The following is a 17,555-nucleotide window of genomic DNA, read 5'->3' as shown; positions in this document are numbered from 1 at the left end:
GATGACCAGCCTGTTCCTGCTCCAGCTGCTCAACGGCGTGCAGCTGGGCATCCTGCTGTTCCTGATCGCCGCCGGGCTGACGCTGGTCTTCGGGATCATGGACTTCGTCAACCTGGCGCATGGCGTGATCTACATGGTTGGCGCCTATCTGGTGGTCAGCCTGAGCGCCTGGACCGGCAGCTATGGCTGGGGCCTGCTGCTGGTGCTGCCCGCGACGCTGCTGATCGGGCTGCTGGCCGAGGCGCTGATCTTCCGCCGCCTGTACGACCGCCCGCACCTGGACCAGGTCCTAGCGACCTTCGGGCTGGTGATGATCGTGACCGAGCTGGTCGAGATCATCTGGGGAACCTCTCCGCTGCTGGTGACCGCGCCGGACGCGCTGTCGGGGTCGATCCCGCTGATGGGTCCGCTGCGCTATCCGGTCTTCCGGCTGGTGGTGATCGGGGCGGGGCTGCTGACCGCGGTGGGGCTGTGGTTGGTCATCACGCGGACGCGGATCGGCATGCGCCTGCGGGCGGGGGCCAGCAACCGGGCGATGGTTGCGGCGCTTGGCGTCGATATCGGGCGGCTCTTCACGGTGATCTTCGCCTTCGGGGCAATGCTGGCGGGCTTTGCCGGGGCGCTGGTCGCGCCGATCCTGTCGGTCGATCCCGGCATGGGCGAAAGCGTCCTGATCCTGGCCTTCGTGGTCATCGTCATCGGCGGTATCGGGTCGGTGAAGGGCGCGTTCGCGGGCGCGCTGCTGGTCGGTCTGGTCGATACGCTTGGGCGCAGCTTCGGCCCCATCGTCCTGAGATCGGTGATGGAGCCTTCGGCCGCCGCCCAGACCGGCCGCGTTTTGGCGCCGATGCTGGTCTATCTGCTGATGGCCGCGATCCTGGCTGCCCGGCCGCAGGGCCTTTTCGGGGCGCGGCCTTGATCCGGGCGCTGAGGCAACGGCGGGTTGCGGCTACGCTGCTGTTCCTGGCCTTCGCGCTGCTGCCGATAATCGCGGCGGCGGCGGGCGATCCCTATCTGGTCATCGTCGCGACGCGCATCCTGGCCTTCGCCATCGCGGCCTTGGCGCTGGACCTGATCCTCGGCTATGGCGGCATGGTCAGCTTCGGTCATGCTGCCTATCTGGGGATCGGGGCCTATTCGGTCGCGATCCTATCGGGGGCGGGGGTAACGGACCTGGGCGCGCATCTGGCGGCTGCGGTGGTCGCGGGCGCGCTGTTCGCGCTGTTGACCGGAGCGATCAGCCTGCGTACGCGCGGCATCTATTTCATCATGATCACGCTGGCCTTCGCGCAGATGGCGTATTTCTTCTTCGTCTCGCTGTCGGCCTATGGCGGCGATGACGGGGTGACGCTGGCGGCGCGGTCGACCGTGCTGGGCCGCGACTGGCTGCGCGACGACCGGGTGCTCTATTACACCGCGCTGGCGCTGCTGGTCGGGCTCTACCTGCTTTGCGTGGCGATCACCGGATCTCGCTTTGGCCGGGTGCTGACGGGAACGCGGGAAAACCCCGTTCGCATGGAGGCGGTGGGCTTCACGCCGTTCCGCTATCAGCTGACGGCCTTTGTGATCTCGGGTGCCATGACTGCGGTGGCGGGTGTGATGCTGGCGAACCAGGCCAGCTATGTCTCGCCCGCGTTCATGAACTGGCACAGGTCGGGGGAACTGGTCGTGATGGTCGTGCTGGGCGGCATCGGCAACCTGCTGGGCGCCATCGCCGGCGCGACGCTGGCCCTGCTGCTGGAGGAGTGGCTGGCGGTCCTGACCGATCATTGGCCGCTGATCTTCGGGACGCTGCTGATCCTGGTGGTGATGTTCTCTCGCGACGGCTTGACGGGGCTGTTCAGGGGGCGCCGGGGATGAGCCTTCTGTCCGTGCGCGGATTGCGCAAGTCCTATGGTGCGCTGAAGGTCACCGACGACCTTGACCTGGAAGTTGCCGAGGGCGAGCTGCATGCCATCATCGGCCCGAACGGCGCTGGCAAGTCCACGCTGATCGCGCAGCTGTCGGGGCAGGCGCGATCGGACGGCGGCTCGGTCCGTTTTGCCGGGGCAGAGATGATGGGCAAGCCGATGCCCGCGCGGGTGCGGGCGGGGATGTCCCGCAGCTTCCAGATCACCTCGATCCTGCCAGCCTTCACGGTTCTGGACAACGTCGCGGTGGCCGTTCAGGCGCGCGACGGCAGCAGCTTCCGGTTCCTGCGGTCGGTCGCCCGAGAGGCTCGGCTGAACGAGCAGGCGATGCAGGCGCTGGCGCAGGTCGGGTTGCAGGACCGCGCCGATCTGCGCGCGGGCAGCCTGTCGCACGGCGAAAAGCGCGCGCTGGAACTGGCCATCGCGCTGGCCACGCGGCCCCGCCTGCTGCTGCTGGACGAACCGCTGGCCGGCACCAGCGGCGCAGAGGCCGAGCGGCTGGTCGAGGTCATGGCGGCGCTGAAGGGCAGGGTGACGCTGGTGCTGATCGAACACGACATGGACGCAGTCTTCGCCTTGGCCGACCGGATCAGCGTTCTGGTCTATGGCCGCATCGTCGCGACCGGCACACCTGACCAGGTGCGCGCCGACCCGAAGGTGCGCGCGGCCTATCTGGGGGACGGGTGATGCTGGTGGTCGAAGGATTGCAAGCCGGCTATGGCGAAGCGGCAGTGCTGCACGACATTCATCTGTCGGTGGACCAGGGCCAGGTGGTGACGCTTCTGGGCCGCAACGGCATGGGCAAGACGACCACGATCAGCACAATCTTCGGCCTGCTGCCGGCGCGCGGCGGGCGGGTCAGCATCGGCGGGCGCGATCTGACCAATGCCCCGCCGCATCGGATCGCACGCGCGGGGCTTGGCCTCGTGCCGGAAGGGCGGCAGGTCTTTCCGACGCTGGACGTGCGTGAAAACCTGCTGGCAACGGCTCGACCGGGCACGTGGACGCTGGCGCGCGTGCTGGACCTGTTCCCTCGCCTGGCCGAGCGGATGGGACATCGCGGCGACCAGCTGTCCGGCGGGGAACAACAGATGCTGGCCATCGGCCGGGCGCTGATGACCAATCCGCGCCTTCTGGTTCTCGACGAGGCGACGGAAGGCCTCGCCCCGTTGATCCGGGACGAGATCTGGGCGTGCCTCACGCGCCTCAAGGCCGAGGGCGAGGCGATACTGATCGTTGACAAAAACCTCGGCGCGCTGACGCGATTTGCCGACCGCCACGTCGTGATCGAGAAGGGTCACACGCTCTGGACCGGCGACAATGACACCCTGCGTGACAGCCCCGAGATCGCGAACCGCTACCTGGGTGTCTGAGGCCTTTGCCATGGATGACGGAAGGGACTGCAAGTCCGCAAGGCTCTCGTGGCGCTGACGGGTGAGCGGCTTTTGCGGCGTACTGACCGGCCGGTTGACCCGCCCGCGTTCCATTTGCCACCCGTCCTGTCGGCGGCGGGGGGCATAGAGGGCTTTGCGTTCAAAATGCCCTTGCCGCCTATGTCGCCCGGTTGGGTGACAGGGCGGCTGACGGTATGAAGGCAATTCAAGGTTTGACCGGATGATGCCGGGACACCGCCGTTTCAGCAAGATAGAGGACCGTGCAGGGTCGTCAGGTGAAGGATCGAAGTGCTGTGCGCCGCCGACGCAGGACCCTCATGCGGTTCGCGAAGCCACCGAGCACCGCCGGTGCGGAAGTTGCGGCGCCAGCAGCTCATGACTTGGCGGAAACTGGGGTCACGCGCCATGGGCTCCAATATCACGTGCGCCATGTCGGGCCAGACAGTTCTGGCGTCGTGTTGAGGCCCTACCTGATCGTCTCCAGCACTGAAGGCCACGTCCAGCACGAAGGGATATAGATTATCGACGTGATCGCGACTCGACGGAGTTGTCGCCACTTGGAACAGCGGTATCATTTGCAGCCGGGCAACAACCTGCTGTTTGACGCGGATGCGCCTGACACTTCAAAGCAGCCGATTCAACTGCCCGGGCGCCAGCCGCACAAGCGAAATGACCGCGGGCACCAGAAAACGCCGGGCGCCCGCGCTGTTTCGCAGCAAGAACTTGCTGCGCTGATCATCCCGATCTTGCTGTGGTCATACTATGTCACCGACGAAGGCCGTTATCCGGCCGAGGTCGGGGATCGACCTGGGCTTCGGCCGCGACGACACCAGCTTCAAGCCGCGGCGGGTCGGCATCCTGCTGTACCTGACGCTGGCAGCGGCGTCGCCATTGTGGTGGTGGTCACCCGGGTATTGCAGGTGCCCGGCTGATCCAGCCTGCACAACGCAGGAAAGGCGACCCTCGCGCGTGGCCTTTCCTGTGTGTCGCGGCAGGTGTCAGGGCAGCAGCAGCACCTGCACGTCGGCCACGTTGGTCCCCGTCGCGCCGGTGATCAGCAGATCATCGGCATAGCGTAGCGCCTGATAGCTGTCGTTGTTGGCCAGCAGCGCATCTGCATCGCCGCCGGCCGCGGCGATGCGCGCAGCGGTTCCGGCATCGACCACGCCACCTGCGGCGTCCGTCGGACCGTCACGGCCGTCGGTTCCGCCGCTGAGGAAGACCCAGCCCTTCGGCAGGTCGGCCCTGCCCATCGCGACCCGCAGCGCCAGTTCCTGGTTGCGACCGCCGCGCCCGGTGCCGCGTAGGGTGACGGTGGTTTCCCCGCCGAATACCAGCGCCGTCCGCTGCTGGCCCCCCGCGTCCGAGGCTGCAGCCAGGATGCGCGCCGCCGCGTCGCCGACATCGCCGGTCAGGCGGTCGCTGACGATGCGGGCGGTCCAGCCGGGCGGCACCGCGTCGCACATCGCCGCCAACGAGATCTCATTGCTGCCGATCAGCGAATTGTCGGCCGTGGGCAGCCGGGCAGGGGCGTCGGGCGTCTGCAGCAGCGTGCGGACGCTTCGAGGGACCCGGTCCAGGATCTGGTACCGTTGCAGCAGGCCTTGCGCGTCGGCGCGCGTTCCCAAGGGCAAGGCTGTTGGGCCGCTGGCGATGGTGCCAAGATCGTTGCCGATCACGTCCGACAGGATCAGCGCCGTCACCGGGGCCGGCGCGGCGTGACGCAGAAAGCCGCCGCCCTTGAGGTCGGACAGCTGCTGGCGGATCAGGTTCATCGCGGTGATGTCCAGCCCCACAGACAGCAGCAGCCGGCTGACCGTCCGCTTGTCGTCCAGCGTCAGCGGTGCACGCGGGGCGGGCACAAGTGCCGACCCTCCGCCCGAGATCAGCGCCCAGACCCGGTCGCGCGGACCGGCGGCGTCAAGGATCGCGATGATCTCCTGCCCCGCCCTCAGCCCGTTCTCGTCAGGTTCGGGGTGACCGGCGGTCAGGACGCGCGCGCCCTCGACCGCCTGCTCGTTCTCGTAGTGGGTGACCGCAAGTGCCGTCGCCGCATGGGAAACATGGCGCATCGCCTCTCGCAGCATGGCCGGGGCGGCCTTGCCGATGGCGATCAGGATGTCCTTCCTGCCGGCCATGGGTGCGGCCGGCGGGTGCATTTCGAAGTGCCGCCGAACGGCCAAAGCCGGGTCGGCGGCCAAAACGGCCTGATCATACAGGTGCCGTGCCAGCGTGCGCAGGTCGGTTGCGGTCACGCGGCGATCTGCCGGGCTTTTTCGACCAGCACCTCGGCCTGACGGATCGAGGCATAGTCGATCAGCCGTCCGTCCAAGGACACGGCACCCTTGCCCTCGGATTCGGCCTTGGCCATGGCGTCGAGGATCTTCTGGGCACGTTCGACCTCGGCGGGCGAGGGGCTCATGACGTCGTTGGCCAGCGCGATCTGGCTGGGGTGGATCGCCCATTTGCCCTCGCAGCCCAGAACGGCGGCGCGATAGGCGGCGGCCTTGTAGCCGTCTGGGTCCGAGAAGTCGCCGAAGGGACCGTCGATCGGGCGCAGTCCGTTGGCGCGTGCCGCGACGACCATCCGCGACAGGGCATAGTGCCACATGTCGCCCCAATGGGTCTGCCGCCCGCCGTCCTGCGCCGGATCGGTCAGGACCGAATAATGCTCGTTCACGCCGCCGATGACGGTCGTACGCGCGCGGGTGCTGGCGGCATAGTCGGCCACGCCGAAATGCAGGCTTTCATTGCGCTTGGAAGCACCCGCGATTTCACTGACGTTCTGCATGCCGAGCGCTGTCTCGATGATGTGCTCGAACCCGATGCGCTTCTTCAGCCCCGTCGCATCCTCGATCTGGGTGACCAGCATGTCCACGGCATAGACGTCGGCGGCGGTGCCCACCTTGGGAATCATGATCAGGTCCAGGCGCTCTCCGGCTTGTTCGACCACGTCCACGACGTCGCGATACATGTAGTGCGTGTCCAGCCCGTTGATGCGGATCGACATCGTCTTCTTGCCCCAGTCGATCTCGTTCAATGCCTTGATGATGTTGCGCCGTGCCTGCGGCTTTTCGTCAGGGGCGACCGCGTCCTCCAGGTCGAGGAAGATCACGTCGACATCCGAATCAGCCGCTTTCTGGAACATCTGCGGTTGGCTGCCGGGCACCGCCAGTTCACTGCGGTTCAGACGCGCGGGGGCCTGTTCGATAGGAAAAAAGCTCATGGCGAAACGCCTCCTGATGATGTCGGGGAATGGGGTCAAAGAAGTTATAATAATCTTGCCTGTCAATGATTTTCGTGAATCATTTGTTGCGCAACCGACTTTCGTCGGAACCCGTGCCTGCCGTCGGATCCCGTCGATTACGGCTTGAATAATAGAAGGCGATGGCTTGCGCGCGGTTTCGGACCGACAGTTTGTCGTAAAGGTTCGACAGGTGGAACTTCACCGTGTTGGTCGAGATTTCCAGCTCTCGCGACAGTTCACGATTCGTCAGGCCCCTGGACAGCGCTTCCAGCATGGCGCTTTCGCGCCGCGACAGCGTGTTCATCGGGTCCTGCTGCAACTGCCGCACGTCCAGATAGGGAAACACCATCCGTCCCGAGGCGACGGCCATGCACGTTTCCAGCAACTGCTCGACCGGGCAGTTGCGCGCGACGAACCCCGCGGCCCCGGCGCCAAGCGCGGTGACATGCGATTCGTCCGAGGGCTGCGCGTAGACGACGACTCGCGGCGGGCTGTCCTGTTCGCGCAGCACCTCCAGCAGGCGGGCACCGCCCAGCAGCGGCAGGTTCCAGTCGATCACTCCCACCTGCGCCGGCACGCGCACCATCGAGGCCAGAAACCCCTCGGCCGTGGATGACGTGGCCACCAGCGAGAATCGCGGATCGCGTTCGAAAGCCTCGGACATCCCGCTCAGGACCAGCGGATTGCTGTCCGCCAGCATCACCGAAACGATGGGTCTTGCATCCTGTATCAGCGCCATTCACCCTCTCCTCCCTTCCAGACCCACCCTTTCGGGCGGGTGATTCCGGTGGATTTTTCCAGTTCCGCCCGAAAGGGTGGGTAATTTCCCACCTTTTTAGATACCTGAAAGCAGCATAATGTTACGTTGTTGATGATGTCGACTGATGTTTCATTTCCGTTGAGAAAAGTTGACAGCAAGGAAACGATCATGGCCGATCCGACAGTCTTTCCCCCGCTCGAGATCCCGCAGACCATCGCGGCGGGTCCCGGTCCCGGCAACACCGATCCGCGTGTTCTGCAACGTTTTGCCAGCGCCGGCGTGGCCGACCACATGCAGGCCGATGTGCTGCGGGGCATGATCGAGTGCAAGAAGATGCTGCGCCAGGTGATGGGCACGGCCAATGTCCACACCTTCGGCGTCGCCGGAACGGGGTGGAGCGGCCTTGACGCGATGTTCAACGCGGTGCTGCCCGGCGACAAGGTCGTCGTCTTCGCCAACGGCACGTTTTCGGGTATCGACGGGCTGACCGTCCGCATGAAGGCCGCCACGGCCGAAGAACTGACCGCGAACCCGATGGACCCGCAGCCCGCCTCGGTCACCGTGGTCACCGTGCCGCACGGTCAATCCGTGACCGCCGAGATCGTCGAGGATGCCTTGGCGAGGCACAAGCCCAAATGGGCCGCGATGGCGCATTGGGAAACCGGATCGGGCCGGATCAACGACCTGCGCGGGTTTTCCGATGCCTGCGAACGCTACGACGTGATGGGGTTGGTCGACGCGGTGTCCTCGCTCGGGGTCGAGGATTTCAGCATCGACGACTATCCGGGCGTCCATGGCTGGGCCTCTTGCCCGCAGAAGGGCATCTGCTGCCTGCCGCTGACCTATGCGCCGGTGTCCTTCACCGACCGCTACATCCAGAACCTGCGCGCCACCGGCTGCCGCAGCTTCGTCCACCATCCGATCCTGGAAGCGCGTCACTGGGGCATCATCGACGGCAAGGACGTCGAGAAGGGCACCTACCACCGCACCCACAGCGCCTATGCCGTCGCCGCCTTCCACGAGGCGCTGCGGATCACGCTGCAGCAGACGGTGGCGGCCCGGGCGTCGTCCTATGCCTTCCACGAGGCGGCGCTGCGCGACGCGGTAACCGCGATGGGCTGCACAGTGACATCGAACATGACCTCGCTGGTCGTCCTGAACCTGCCGAAGTCGCTCGCGGGCCGCGAGGCCGAGCTGGTCCAGAACTGCCGCGCCCAGGGCTTCGGCATCTGGCCGACGCTGTCCGAACCGGTGCAGGTGCGCATCGGCATCCTGAACCTGCTGAACCAGCCTGCCATCACCGACATCGTGACCCGCTTCGGCGCCGCCATGGCCGCCATGGGCGCCGAGGTGGACATGGGCGCCGTGAACGGCCGCCTGGAAAACCATTACGCCGCAGCCGTCGCTGCCGCCTGACCTTAGGCCTTTGGGAGGAGGCACGACATGGACATTCACGAATATCAGGCCAAGGAAATCCTCAGCCGCTTTGGCGTCGGCGTGCCGCAGGGCGCTTTGGCCTATAGCCCCGAACAGGCGGCGTATCGCGCGCGGGAAATGGGCGGCGACCGGTGGGTCGTCAAGGCCCAGGTCCATGCCGGCGGACGCGGCAAGGCCGGCGGCGTCAAGGTCTGCGACAGCGACGTCGAGATCCAGGAAGTCACCGAGGGCATGTTCGGCCAGAAGCTGGTGACCCATCAGACCGGCCCCGAGGGCAAGGGCATCTACCGGGTCTATGTCGAGGCGGCCGTTCCGATCGCTCGCGAGATCTATCTGGGCTTCGTCCTGGACCGCGCCAGCCAGCGCGTGATGATCGTCGCAAGCGGCGAGGGCGGGATGGAGATCGAGGAGATCTCGGAGAAGCGTCCTGAGAGCATCGTCCGCGCCACGGTGGAACCCGCCGTCGGCCTGCAGGAATTCCAGTGCCGCGAGCTGGCCTTCAAGCTGGGCATCAAGCCAGCAATGGTCCAGCAGATGGTCCGCACGCTGCGCGGCTGCTATCGCGCCTTTCGCGAGCTGGACGCCACCATGGTCGAGGTGAACCCGCTGGTCATCACCAGCGACGACCGCATCCTGGCGCTGGACGCCAAGATGACCTTCGACAACAACGCGCTGTTCCGTCATCCGCAGATTTCCGAACTGCGCGACAAGTCGCAGGAGGACCCGCGCGAATCCCGCGCCGCCGACCGCGGGCTGTCCTATGTCGGCCTCGACGGCAACATCGGCTGCATCGTCAATGGCGCAGGCTTGGCGATGGCCACCATGGACACGATCAAGCTGGCCGGAGGAGAGCCTGCGAACTTCCTCGACATCGGCGGCGGCGCGACGCCGGAACGCGTGTCCAAGGCCTTTCGGCTGGTGATGTCGGACAAGAACGTGCAGGCGATCCTGGTCAACATCTTCGCGGGCATCAACCGCTGCGACTGGGTGGCCGAAGGGGTCGTCCGCGCGCTGAGGGAAAACCCCGTGGACGTGCCAGTCGTCGTCCGCCTTGCCGGCACCAATGTCGAAGAAGGCCAGAAGATCCTGGCGCAGAGCGGCCTTCCGCTGATCCGCGCCACCACGCTGATGGAGGCCGCCGAACGCGTCGTGGCCGCCTGGCGCAGCGACACCACCCGCAACACCAACCTGAGGGCCGTCTGATGAGCATTTTTCTGGATCGCGACACCCGCGTCATTGTCCAAGGCATCACCGGCAAGATGGCCCGCTTCCACACGCGCGAGATGCTGGACTATGGCACCACCGTCGTCGGCGGCGTCGTCCCCGGCAAGGGCGGCGAAACGGTCGAGGGCGTGCCCGTATTCAACACCGTGAAGGAGGCCGTGGAAGAAACGGGGGCCGAGGCAACGCTGGTCTTCGTCCCACCCCCCGCCGCCGCCGACAGCATCATGGAAGCCGCCGATGCGGGCCTGCGCTATTGCGTCTGCATCACCGACGGCATCCCGGCGCAGGACATGATCCGCGTCAAACGCTACATGTACCGCTATCCCAAAGAACGCCGGATGATCCTGACCGGCCCCAATTGCGCGGGCACGATCAGCCCGGGCAAGGCGATGCTGGGCATCATGCCGGGCCACATCTATCTGCAGGGCAACGTGGGCATCATCGGCCGCTCGGGGACCCTGGGATACGAGGCCGCGGCGCAGTTGAAGGAACGCGGTATGGGAATCTCGACCAGCGTGGGCATCGGCGGCGATCCGATCAACGGATCCTCGTTCAAGGACGTGCTGGCCCATTTCGAGGCCGACGACGAAACCCACATCATCTGCATGATCGGAGAGATCGGCGGCCCGCAAGAGGCCGAGGCGGCGGAATACATCCGCGATCATGTGTCAAAGCCCGTTGTCGCCTATGTCGCGGGTCTCACCGCGCCCAAGGGGCGGACGATGGGCCATGCGGGGGCGATCATCTCGGCCTTTGGCGAAAGCGCGTCGGAAAAGGTCGAGATCCTGACGGCCGCCGGCGTCACCGTGGCCGAAAACCCCGCCGTCATCGGCGAGACCATCGCCCGCGTCATGCAGTGATGGGGGCGGCGATGGCAAAACCCCGCATCCTTGTCACCAGGCGCTGGCCTGCCGCGGTCGAGGCGCGGCTGGCCGACCGCTTCGACGCGGTGCTGAACCGCAGCGACACTCCGCTGGCGCCCGAAGAGTTTCGGGCGGCCATGCGGGACTATGACGCGATCCTGCCGACGGTGACCGACAAGATCGGCGCCCCGGCGCTGGAGCTGGAGCGCCCGCAGACCAAGATCCTGGCCAATTATGGCGTCGGCTACAGCCATATCGACCTGGAAGGCGCGGGCCGGCACGGCATCGTGGTCACGAACACGCCGGACGTCCTGTCTGAATGCACGGCTGACCTGGCCATGACGCTGATGCTGATGGTCGCCCGCCGCGCCGGAGAGGGCGAGCGAGAGCTGCGCGCCGGCCAGTGGACCGGCTGGCGGCCCACGCACCTGGTCGGCACCAAGGTGTCGGGCAAGACGCTTGGCATCATCGGCTATGGCCGCATCGGTCAGGAAATGGCGCGCCGGGCGCATCACGGGTTCGGCATGAAGATCCTGGCCTATAACCGCAGCCCGGTCGCGCCAGACGTCCTGGCCGCCTGCGATGCTACGCAGGTCGCCAGCATCGACGAACTGATCCCCGAGTGCGATTTCATCTCTCTGCACTGTCCGGGGGGCGCGGCGAACCGGCACCTGATCGACGCGCGCCGCCTGTCGATGATGCGGCCCGACGCGTTCCTGATCAACACCGCCCGCGGCGAAGTGGTGGACGAGGTCGCGCTGACCCAGGCGTTGGCCTTCGACACGATCGGCGGTGCGGCGTTGGACGTCTTTGACGGAGAGCCCCGGATCAACCCCGACCTGATGCAATCCGACCGGCTGGTCATGCTGCCCCACCTGGGCAGCGCCACCCGCGAAGCGCGCGAGGCCATGGGGTTCCGGGTTATGGACAACCTGACCGACTTTTTCGAAGGGCGCGAACCGCGCGACAGGGTGAACTGATGTCGGGTGGGGCAGCACATGCGGGCAGGCCACGTTCGGGCACACGGCGCGACGGCTATGCCGACGATCTGAGGGCCGAACTGCGGCAGCTGTGGGCCAATGTGCTGGCCCGCCGCGCGCCGCGCGTCCTGCCGCTGTTGCAGGGCGGCGGTGGCCTGCCCGACGGGCAGGACATCAGCGACTATCTGCAAGGTCTCAGCATCTGGTTCCAGATCCTGCGGATCGTGGACGAAAACGCGGCCACCCGCGCCCGCCGCATGGTCGAAACCCGCGAAGGTGCCGCCGCGGTCGAGGGCAGCTTTGCCCGCGTCCTGAAGGACGCCGGAGCCGCGCCCGAGGTCTTTGACCGCGTGGCGTCGGACATGTCGGTCGGCCCCACGCTGACCGCCCACCCGACCGAGGCAAAGCGCGTCACCGTGCTGGAGATCCACCGGCGGATCTATCGCGACCTGGTGCAGCTGGAAACGCATCGCTGGACGCCCCGCGAACGCGCCGACCTGCTGGCGACGGTCGAATCCGAGATCGACCTTCTGTGGCTGACCGGAGAGCTGCGCCTGCGCCGTCCGTCCCCCGAGGACGAGATTGCCTGGGGCCTGCAATTCTTTCGCGACGGCCTGTTCGAGGCCGTGCCGAACGTGGTCCGGCAGTTCCACGACGCGGCGGCGGCCCATTACGGCGACACGCGGCCGCCTGCGCCGTGCGTTCGGTTCCATTCCTGGATCGGCGGCGACCGCGACGGCAATCCGCATGTCACCGTTCCCGTGACCCGCAAGGCGCTGGAGCTGGGCCGCGATGCGATCCTTGACCGCTATCGCCAGGCACTGACGTCGGCCGCCCAACAACTGAGCATCAGCGGCACGATCTGCCGCCTGCCCGAGGACGCGCGCGCGCTGCTGTATTCGGTGGTCGACGGCATGCCCGACGACCTGCTGCAGCGCAATCCCAACGAGACGTTTCGCCAGGCGCTGTCGGCGATCGGCCTGCGCATCGCCGCCACAGCCAAGGACGGGGCAGGGGGCTATCCGCATCCCGCGGTTTTCCTGGCCGACCTGCGCAAGGTCGAAGCCGCATTGGCGGCCGTCGACGCCGATGCCCTTGCGCGCCGCCTGATCCGGCCCCTGCGCTGGCAGGCCGAGGTCTTTGGTTTCCGCACCTTCACGCTGGACATCCGCCAGAATTCGAGCGTCACGACGGCGGCGCTGTCGGACATCTGGACGGACGGCGGCACGTTGCCCGAATACGGCACGCAAGCCTGGTCCGACCGGCTGCGCCGCGAACTGGTCCAGCCCCGACTGCCGGACCTCGACCGCGACCGGCTGCAGGACAAGTCGACCGAGCTTCTGGACCTGCTGGGCCTGATGCTGCAGACGCGCTTCGGCCGCGACCCGCAGGCCATCGGGCCTTTCATTCTGTCGATGACCCGCTCCTGCGACGACCTGCTGGGCGTCTTCCTGCTGGCGCGCTATGCGGGCTTCGGCGCCGAACGCCTGGACCTGCGCGTCGTCCCGCTGTTCGAGACGATCGAGGACCTGCGCGCCGCCCCGGCGATCCTGGACCAGCTGCTGCGGGTGCCGCTGGTGCGCCGCAGCCTGGACGGCGGCAACCGGCGGATCGAGATCATGCTGGGCTATTCCGACAGCAACAAGGACGGCGGCTTCCTCTGTTCCAGCTGGGAGCTGGAGAAGGCGCAGCGCCATATCTCGCGGGCGCTGGCGGCGCATGACCTGGTGCCGGTGTTCTTCCACGGGCGCGGCGGATCGGTCAGCCGGGGCGGTGCGCCGACCGGGCGCGCGCTGGCAGCCCAGCCCCGCGGCACCATCAACGGCCATCTGCGCACGACGGAACAGGGCGAGGTCGTGTCGTCGAAATTCGCCAATCGCGGCACCGCCCAGCACGAACTGGAGGTCGTTCTGTCATCGGTTCTGGCCCATTCGCTGGCGACGGAACCCGAGGCCGTGCGCCCCGAGTTCAACGACACGCTGGAGGCGCTGTCGGGCATGTCGCAGACGGCCTATCGGTCGCTGCTGCACCGTCCGGGCTTCATCGACTATTTCCAGCAGGCGAGTCCCGTCGAGGAACTGGCGATGCTGAAGATGGGTTCGCGCCCCGCGCGCCGGTCCGGCATGTCCAGCCTGGACGATCTGCGGGCGATCCCCTGGGTCTTCGCCTGGTCGCAGAACCGGCACCTGCTGACCGGCTGGTACGGGTTCGGGTCCGCCATCGGCGCCTTCCGCCGCTTTCGTGGCGACGACGGCGACCGGCTGCTGCGGCGGATGTTCCGCGACTCGCGCATCTTCCGTCTGATCGTGGACGAGGTCGAGAAGTCGCTGTTTCACACCGACCTGCAGATCGCCGAACGCTACAAGGCGCTGGTGACGGACCAGGACATGGCCGGGGACATCTTTGGCCTGATCCGGCAGGAACACGCGGCCAGCCACGATGCGATCCTGTTCCTGACCGGGCAGGACGACATCGGGGACCGCTTTCCCCGGATGACGGCGCGGTTCGACCGGGTGCGGCCGGACCTGGACCGGGTGCACGATCTTCAGATCGCGCTGCTGAAGCGCAACAGGGCAGGAGAGACGCCGGGCGTCCCCGTCGCCCTGATGCAGACGATGAATTGCATTTCGACCGCGCTCGGCTGGACCGGCTAGCGACAAACAGGGAGGTGATCACATGAACACGCAGCAACCCATCTCGGGCTTCTTCACCGACGACATCACCGACAGCGACCCGCTGATCTTCGGCGCCATCGAGGATGAGCTGAAGCGCCAGCGCCACGAGATCGAGCTGATCGCATCGGAGAACATCGTCAGCCGGGCGGTCCTGCAGGCCCAAGGCTCGGTCATGACGAACAAGTATGCCGAAGGCTATCCGGGCCGCCGCTATTATGGCGGGTGCGATTGCGTGGACGTGGCCGAACAGGCCGCAATCGACCGCGCGAAAGAGCTGTTCGGCTGTGACTTCGCCAACGTGCAGCCGCATTCGGGCAGCCAGGCGAACCAAGGCGTCATGCTGGCGCTGCTGAAGCCCGGCGACACGATCCTGGGGATGAGCCTGGATGCGGGCGGTCACCTGACCCATGGCGCGGCACCGAACCAGTCGGGCAAGTGGTTCAATGCGGTGCAATACGGCGTTCGGCGCGAAGACAACCGGATCGACTATGACCAGGTACAGGCACTGGCCACCGAACACCAGCCGAAGCTGCTGATCGCAGGCGGCAGCGCAATTCCGCGCCAGATCGATTTTGCCCGCATGCGCGAAATTGCGGATTCGGTGGGTGCGTGGCTGCTGGTCGACATGGCCCATTTTGCGGGACTGGTCGCGGGCGGCGAACATCCCAGTCCGTTCCCGCATGCCCATGTCGTGACCACGACAACCCACAAGACCCTGCGCGGCCCACGCGGCGGGATGATCCTGACGAACGATGCCGACATCTCGAAGAAGGTCAATTCGGCCATCTTCCCCGGCCTTCAAGGCGGGCCGCTGATGCATGTCATCGCCGCCAAGGCCGTGGCCTTCGGGGAAGCGCTGCGCCCCGGCTACAAGACCTATATCCGGCAAGTGATCCGCAATGCGCAGGCGCTCAGCGACCAGCTGATCAAGGGCGGGCTGGATACGGTGACGCATGGCACCGACACCCATGTCGTGTTGGTGGACCTGCGTCCGAAAGGCGTGACCGGCAAGGCGACCGAGGCCGCGCTTGGCCGCGCACTGATCACCTGCAACAAGAACGGCGTCCCCTTCGATCCGGAAAAGCCCACGATCACCAGCGGCATCCGCCTTGGCAGCCCGGCCGGCACTACGCGCGGCTTTGGCGAGACCGAATTCCGCCAGATCGCCGACTGGATCATCGAGGTCGTCGACGGCCTTGCCGCCAACGGAGAAGACGGCAACGGTGCGGTCGAGGCCCAGGTCCGTGAACAGGTCTCGGCGCTCTGCGAGCGATTTCCGCTGTACCCGACGCTATGATAGCAGCGGTGCCGATCCCGCCGGCCAGGTGGCGGGATCGGCAGAGATAAACGGCCTCTCCCTTGATCCTCGACCGGACGGCGCCCAAACCAGGAGCGCCGAACCTGCTTAAGCAGGCCGCTGAAGAAATCGCCGAGGCGGAGCGGTTTTCTTGGGACCGGCCCGGCTGCGTTGAGCTTCCGGCCTGTCGGTGCAAACGGTGTGCGCGGCCGATGCCGCCTTTCGTCTTCATGCGCTCAGCAGTCGTGGCAGCCGGGCCAGGATGTTGGCCAGCAGGAACTTTTCTGCTTATTGTTGAATAATGAGGATCGAGATCCGCACGCCATTGTCAGAACCAAAGCGGGCGCGCACCCGTGCGACGCCGCGGCAGACGGTCTGTGCCATGCCGCCGACGGTCTTGGCCCATTGCCGCGGATGGGCGTCGGAGATGTCCCGCTGTTCGCCAACACGCCTTCCGGACGCGCTTTGATCCAGTTCCGATCCTTTGCCTTGGCGGCCAACCAGCGCGTCCTTCTGCGCGGCCTGCAGGAGGAGAAGGGCAAGTTCTGGGGCGGCGTGACCGGCATGGCCGCCATCGGCGCCTTGATCTACTGGGTCATGAACCTAAAGGCGGGCAGGGAGGTCTCGGATAACTAAAGCACCTGGATTGCGGAAGGTATCAACCGCTCAGGCATCTTCTCGATTGGCTTCGAGATCAACAATGCATGGGAGAAAGCGGGCGGCTTTGGCATCTACCGAGGTGCAGCGGCGATGTTCCCCAACGCCAGTCAGAAGGCTCCGGCTTTGACCCAAAGATGGGGACGGGACTCGATTAGCGACAGGCGATGGCAGTTGAGATGTTCCCATCTGTACTTCGCGGCTTCGACCTCCATCAGCTTGCGCTGGAAGCTAGCCTCCGCTTTGCGCAAGGCGACCCGCGCCGCCCTAGCCTCCAGCTTCGCCAGGTCCTTGTCTTCCAGCTCCGCCTCTGGGAGCGGCGCGAGGAGCTTGGACATGAAGTCGGTCGCGGCCTTTTTGGTGACCTTCCGTTTCATGCTGCACCTCCTTTATTCTCTGCGATCTGCCGCTGAATGTCGGCAAGCATGCAGGTCGCCGCGCCTCGCGCTTTCGAGACCTGATCTTCGTGGCGAAAGGCCGTCGCGATGCCGCCTGCCATCTCTGGGGGAAGCAGCAGCACGGCCCTTTTTATATCCTCGAGGGCCCCTCTCAGCAGCTGATAGTTTTCGAGGATTGCGTCAGCCCAAGCCTGATGAACTTCATCGCTTCCGCCCTCTTCTTCGGTGAAGTGAAGGCCGGTATCGCCGATGACGCCAGCCGTGATCTCTACGGCCCATAGCTTCTGACCGATCTCAGCTAGGGCGTTGTTCTGATGGTCGATCATGCCGCACCCCTAATTAGAGCCTTGGCCCGGTCGAACGCCTGCTGATCGCGGAAAGCCGTAGCGCCGTAGGCACCCACGATCATCTTGAGCAGCGAAACCTCACGCTGCCGGACGACCATCGCCTGCTGCGCCTCAACCGACTGCCCCTTGCTGTCGATGTATTCGAAGCCGTCCTTCTCCAGTACGTTCTTGAGGATGCCAGACTTAAGCCCGGTCTGGGTGGCCAGAAACTTCTCTTGGTGCAACAGCCCCTTTCCCCGAAGGATGTAGCCTGGGTGATTTTTCTTGACCCCGTGCCTGTTGCAAAAGTCCATTACCCGGCAAATACACTCCTCAGCCAGATAGGCCTCATATTCATCGACCTTCGGCTGCATCGCGCTGATTGCT

The 17,555-nt window shown here is 66.0% G+C and carries 18 protein-coding genes; 12 read left to right on the top strand and 6 right to left on the bottom strand.

What is annotated here, in order from left to right:
* Position 1 precedes the first annotated feature (1 nt).
* The 5 genes from OC159_RS06915 (at position 2) to OC159_RS06895 (ending at position 4,236) form a co-directional block, all read left to right on the top strand.
* On the top strand, positions 2-919 hold the full coding sequence (locus tag OC159_RS06915) for a branched-chain amino acid ABC transporter permease (protein ID WP_265500425.1): 918 nt from the start codon (positions 2-4) through the stop codon (positions 917-919).
* The gene (locus tag OC159_RS06910) at positions 916-1,860 is read left to right on the top strand and encodes a branched-chain amino acid ABC transporter permease (RefSeq protein ID WP_265500424.1); all 945 of its coding nucleotides are present in this window, start codon (positions 916-918) and stop codon (positions 1,858-1,860) included. Before OC159_RS06915 ends, OC159_RS06910 begins: the two co-directional genes overlap by 4 nt.
* Positions 1,857-2,597, top strand: a complete 741-nt coding sequence (locus OC159_RS06905) for an ABC transporter ATP-binding protein (protein ID WP_265500423.1) — start codon at positions 1,857-1,859, stop codon at positions 2,595-2,597. The genes OC159_RS06910 and OC159_RS06905 overlap by 4 nt, the downstream gene beginning before the upstream one ends.
* Positions 2,597-3,283 (top strand): ABC transporter ATP-binding protein, encoded by a 687-nt coding sequence (locus tag OC159_RS06900; RefSeq protein WP_265500422.1) that lies wholly within the window; start codon positions 2,597-2,599, stop codon positions 3,281-3,283. Before OC159_RS06905 ends, OC159_RS06900 begins: the two co-directional genes overlap by 1 nt.
* Positions 3,284-3,861: 578 nt before the next feature.
* The gene (locus OC159_RS06895) at positions 3,862-4,236 is read left to right on the top strand and encodes a hypothetical protein (protein WP_265500421.1); all 375 of its coding nucleotides are present in this window, start codon (positions 3,862-3,864) and stop codon (positions 4,234-4,236) included.
* A gap of 66 nt (positions 4,237-4,302) precedes the next feature.
* On the opposite strand, the gene OC159_RS06890 is transcribed toward OC159_RS06895, so the two are convergent.
* The 3 genes from OC159_RS06890 to OC159_RS06880 all read right to left on the bottom strand — a co-directional run bounded on the left by OC159_RS06890 (position 4,303) and on the right by OC159_RS06880 (position 7,290).
* On the bottom strand, positions 4,303-5,559 hold the full coding sequence (locus tag OC159_RS06890) for a glycerate kinase type-2 family protein (protein WP_265500420.1): 1,257 nt from the start codon (positions 5,557-5,559) through the stop codon (positions 4,303-4,305).
* Positions 5,556-6,530, bottom strand: coding sequence for an HpcH/HpaI aldolase/citrate lyase family protein (locus OC159_RS06885; protein WP_265500419.1), 975 nt, complete (start codon positions 6,528-6,530; stop codon positions 5,556-5,558). The genes OC159_RS06890 and OC159_RS06885 overlap by 4 nt, the downstream gene beginning before the upstream one ends.
* Positions 6,531-6,609: 79 nt before the next feature.
* Positions 6,610-7,290, bottom strand: a complete 681-nt coding sequence (locus tag OC159_RS06880; protein ID WP_265500418.1) for a response regulator transcription factor — start codon at positions 7,288-7,290, stop codon at positions 6,610-6,612.
* Between the two features lie 189 nt (positions 7,291-7,479).
* On the opposite strand from OC159_RS06880, the gene OC159_RS06875 reads away from it, so the two are divergent.
* The 7 genes from OC159_RS06875 (at position 7,480) to OC159_RS06845 (ending at position 16,423) form a co-directional block, all read left to right on the top strand.
* Positions 7,480-8,727, top strand: a complete 1,248-nt coding sequence (locus tag OC159_RS06875; protein ID WP_265500417.1) for an aminotransferase class V-fold PLP-dependent enzyme — start codon at positions 7,480-7,482, stop codon at positions 8,725-8,727.
* Between the two features lie 27 nt (positions 8,728-8,754).
* The gene (locus OC159_RS06870) at positions 8,755-9,951 is read left to right on the top strand and encodes a malate--CoA ligase subunit beta (protein ID WP_265500416.1); all 1,197 of its coding nucleotides are present in this window, start codon (positions 8,755-8,757) and stop codon (positions 9,949-9,951) included.
* A complete protein-coding gene (gene sucD / locus OC159_RS06865; RefSeq protein ID WP_265500415.1) occupies positions 9,951-10,832 on the top strand; it encodes a succinate--CoA ligase subunit alpha in 882 nt (293 codons plus the stop codon). The genes OC159_RS06870 and sucD overlap by 1 nt, the downstream gene beginning before the upstream one ends.
* 11 nt (positions 10,833-10,843) lie before the next feature.
* Positions 10,844-11,815 carry a 2-hydroxyacid dehydrogenase gene (locus OC159_RS06860; RefSeq protein WP_265500414.1) on the top strand — a complete coding sequence of 324 codons (972 nt, stop codon included), beginning with the start codon at positions 10,844-10,846 and terminating at the stop codon, positions 11,813-11,815.
* Entirely contained in the window at positions 11,815-14,469 is a 2,655-nt protein-coding gene (locus tag OC159_RS06855) for a phosphoenolpyruvate carboxylase (protein WP_265500413.1), read from the top strand. Before OC159_RS06860 ends, OC159_RS06855 begins: the two co-directional genes overlap by 1 nt.
* A gap of 22 nt (positions 14,470-14,491) precedes the next feature.
* Positions 14,492-15,787: a serine hydroxymethyltransferase gene (glyA, locus tag OC159_RS06850; protein WP_265500412.1), complete on the top strand. Its 1,296-nt coding sequence runs from the start codon at positions 14,492-14,494 to the stop codon at positions 15,785-15,787.
* Positions 15,788-16,078: 291 nt separating this feature from the next.
* Positions 16,079-16,423, top strand: a complete 345-nt coding sequence (locus OC159_RS06845; RefSeq protein WP_265500411.1) for a hypothetical protein — start codon at positions 16,079-16,081, stop codon at positions 16,421-16,423.
* A 131-nt stretch (positions 16,424-16,554) separates the two neighbouring features.
* Here the strand turns inward: OC159_RS06845 and OC159_RS06840 are convergent, their stop codons facing one another.
* The 3 genes from OC159_RS06840 to OC159_RS06830 are packed head-to-tail and all read right to left on the bottom strand — an operon-like array spanning position 16,555 to position 17,542.
* Positions 16,555-16,821: a hypothetical protein gene (locus tag OC159_RS06840; RefSeq protein WP_265500410.1), complete on the bottom strand. Its 267-nt coding sequence runs from the start codon at positions 16,819-16,821 to the stop codon at positions 16,555-16,557.
* Positions 16,818-17,168 carry a hypothetical protein gene (locus OC159_RS06835; protein WP_265500409.1) on the bottom strand — a complete coding sequence of 117 codons (351 nt, stop codon included), beginning with the start codon at positions 17,166-17,168 and terminating at the stop codon, positions 16,818-16,820. Before OC159_RS06835 ends, OC159_RS06840 begins: the two co-directional genes overlap by 4 nt.
* Positions 17,165-17,542, bottom strand: coding sequence for a hypothetical protein (locus tag OC159_RS06830; RefSeq protein WP_265500408.1), 378 nt, complete (start codon positions 17,540-17,542; stop codon positions 17,165-17,167). The genes OC159_RS06835 and OC159_RS06830 overlap by 4 nt, the downstream gene beginning before the upstream one ends.
* Positions 17,543-17,555: the final 13 nt, after the last annotated feature.

Source organism: Paracoccus beibuensis, from assembly GCF_026162625.1.
GTDB classification, from domain to species: Bacteria; Pseudomonadota; Alphaproteobacteria; order Rhodobacterales; family Rhodobacteraceae; genus Paracoccus; species Paracoccus beibuensis.
The sequence above is the reverse complement of the archived record's forward strand: the minus strand, read 5'-3'. Positions and strand labels throughout refer to the sequence as shown.

Excerpts from the sequence above, each read along its gene's own strand:
- OC159_RS06915 (WP_265500425.1), top strand. The coding sequence starts at position 2 with ATGACCAGCCTGTTCCTGCTCCAGCTGCTCAACGGCGTGCAGCTGGGC.
- OC159_RS06905 (WP_265500423.1), top strand. The coding sequence starts at position 1,857 with ATGAGCCTTCTGTCCGTGCGCGGATTGCGCAAGTCCTATGGTGCGCTG.
- OC159_RS06900 (WP_265500422.1), top strand. The coding sequence starts at position 2,597 with ATGCTGGTGGTCGAAGGATTGCAAGCCGGCTATGGCGAAGCGGCAGTG.
- OC159_RS06885 (WP_265500419.1), bottom strand. The coding sequence starts at position 6,530 with ATGAGCTTTTTTCCTATCGAACAGGCCCCCGCGCGTCTGAACCGCAGT.
- OC159_RS06880 (WP_265500418.1), bottom strand. The coding sequence starts at position 7,290 with ATGGCGCTGATACAGGATGCAAGACCCATCGTTTCGGTGATGCTGGCG.
- OC159_RS06875 (WP_265500417.1), top strand. The coding sequence starts at position 7,480 with ATGGCCGATCCGACAGTCTTTCCCCCGCTCGAGATCCCGCAGACCATC.
- OC159_RS06870 (WP_265500416.1), top strand. The coding sequence starts at position 8,755 with ATGGACATTCACGAATATCAGGCCAAGGAAATCCTCAGCCGCTTTGGC.
- sucD (WP_265500415.1), top strand. The coding sequence starts at position 9,951 with ATGAGCATTTTTCTGGATCGCGACACCCGCGTCATTGTCCAAGGCATC.
- OC159_RS06860 (WP_265500414.1), top strand. The coding sequence starts at position 10,844 with ATGGCAAAACCCCGCATCCTTGTCACCAGGCGCTGGCCTGCCGCGGTC.
- OC159_RS06855 (WP_265500413.1), top strand. The coding sequence starts at position 11,815 with ATGTCGGGTGGGGCAGCACATGCGGGCAGGCCACGTTCGGGCACACGG.
- glyA (WP_265500412.1), top strand. The coding sequence starts at position 14,492 with ATGAACACGCAGCAACCCATCTCGGGCTTCTTCACCGACGACATCACC.
- OC159_RS06840 (WP_265500410.1), bottom strand. The coding sequence starts at position 16,821 with ATGAAACGGAAGGTCACCAAAAAGGCCGCGACCGACTTCATGTCCAAG.
- OC159_RS06835 (WP_265500409.1), bottom strand. The coding sequence starts at position 17,168 with ATGATCGACCATCAGAACAACGCCCTAGCTGAGATCGGTCAGAAGCTA.
- OC159_RS06830 (WP_265500408.1), bottom strand. The coding sequence starts at position 17,542 with ATGCAGCCGAAGGTCGATGAATATGAGGCCTATCTGGCTGAGGAGTGT.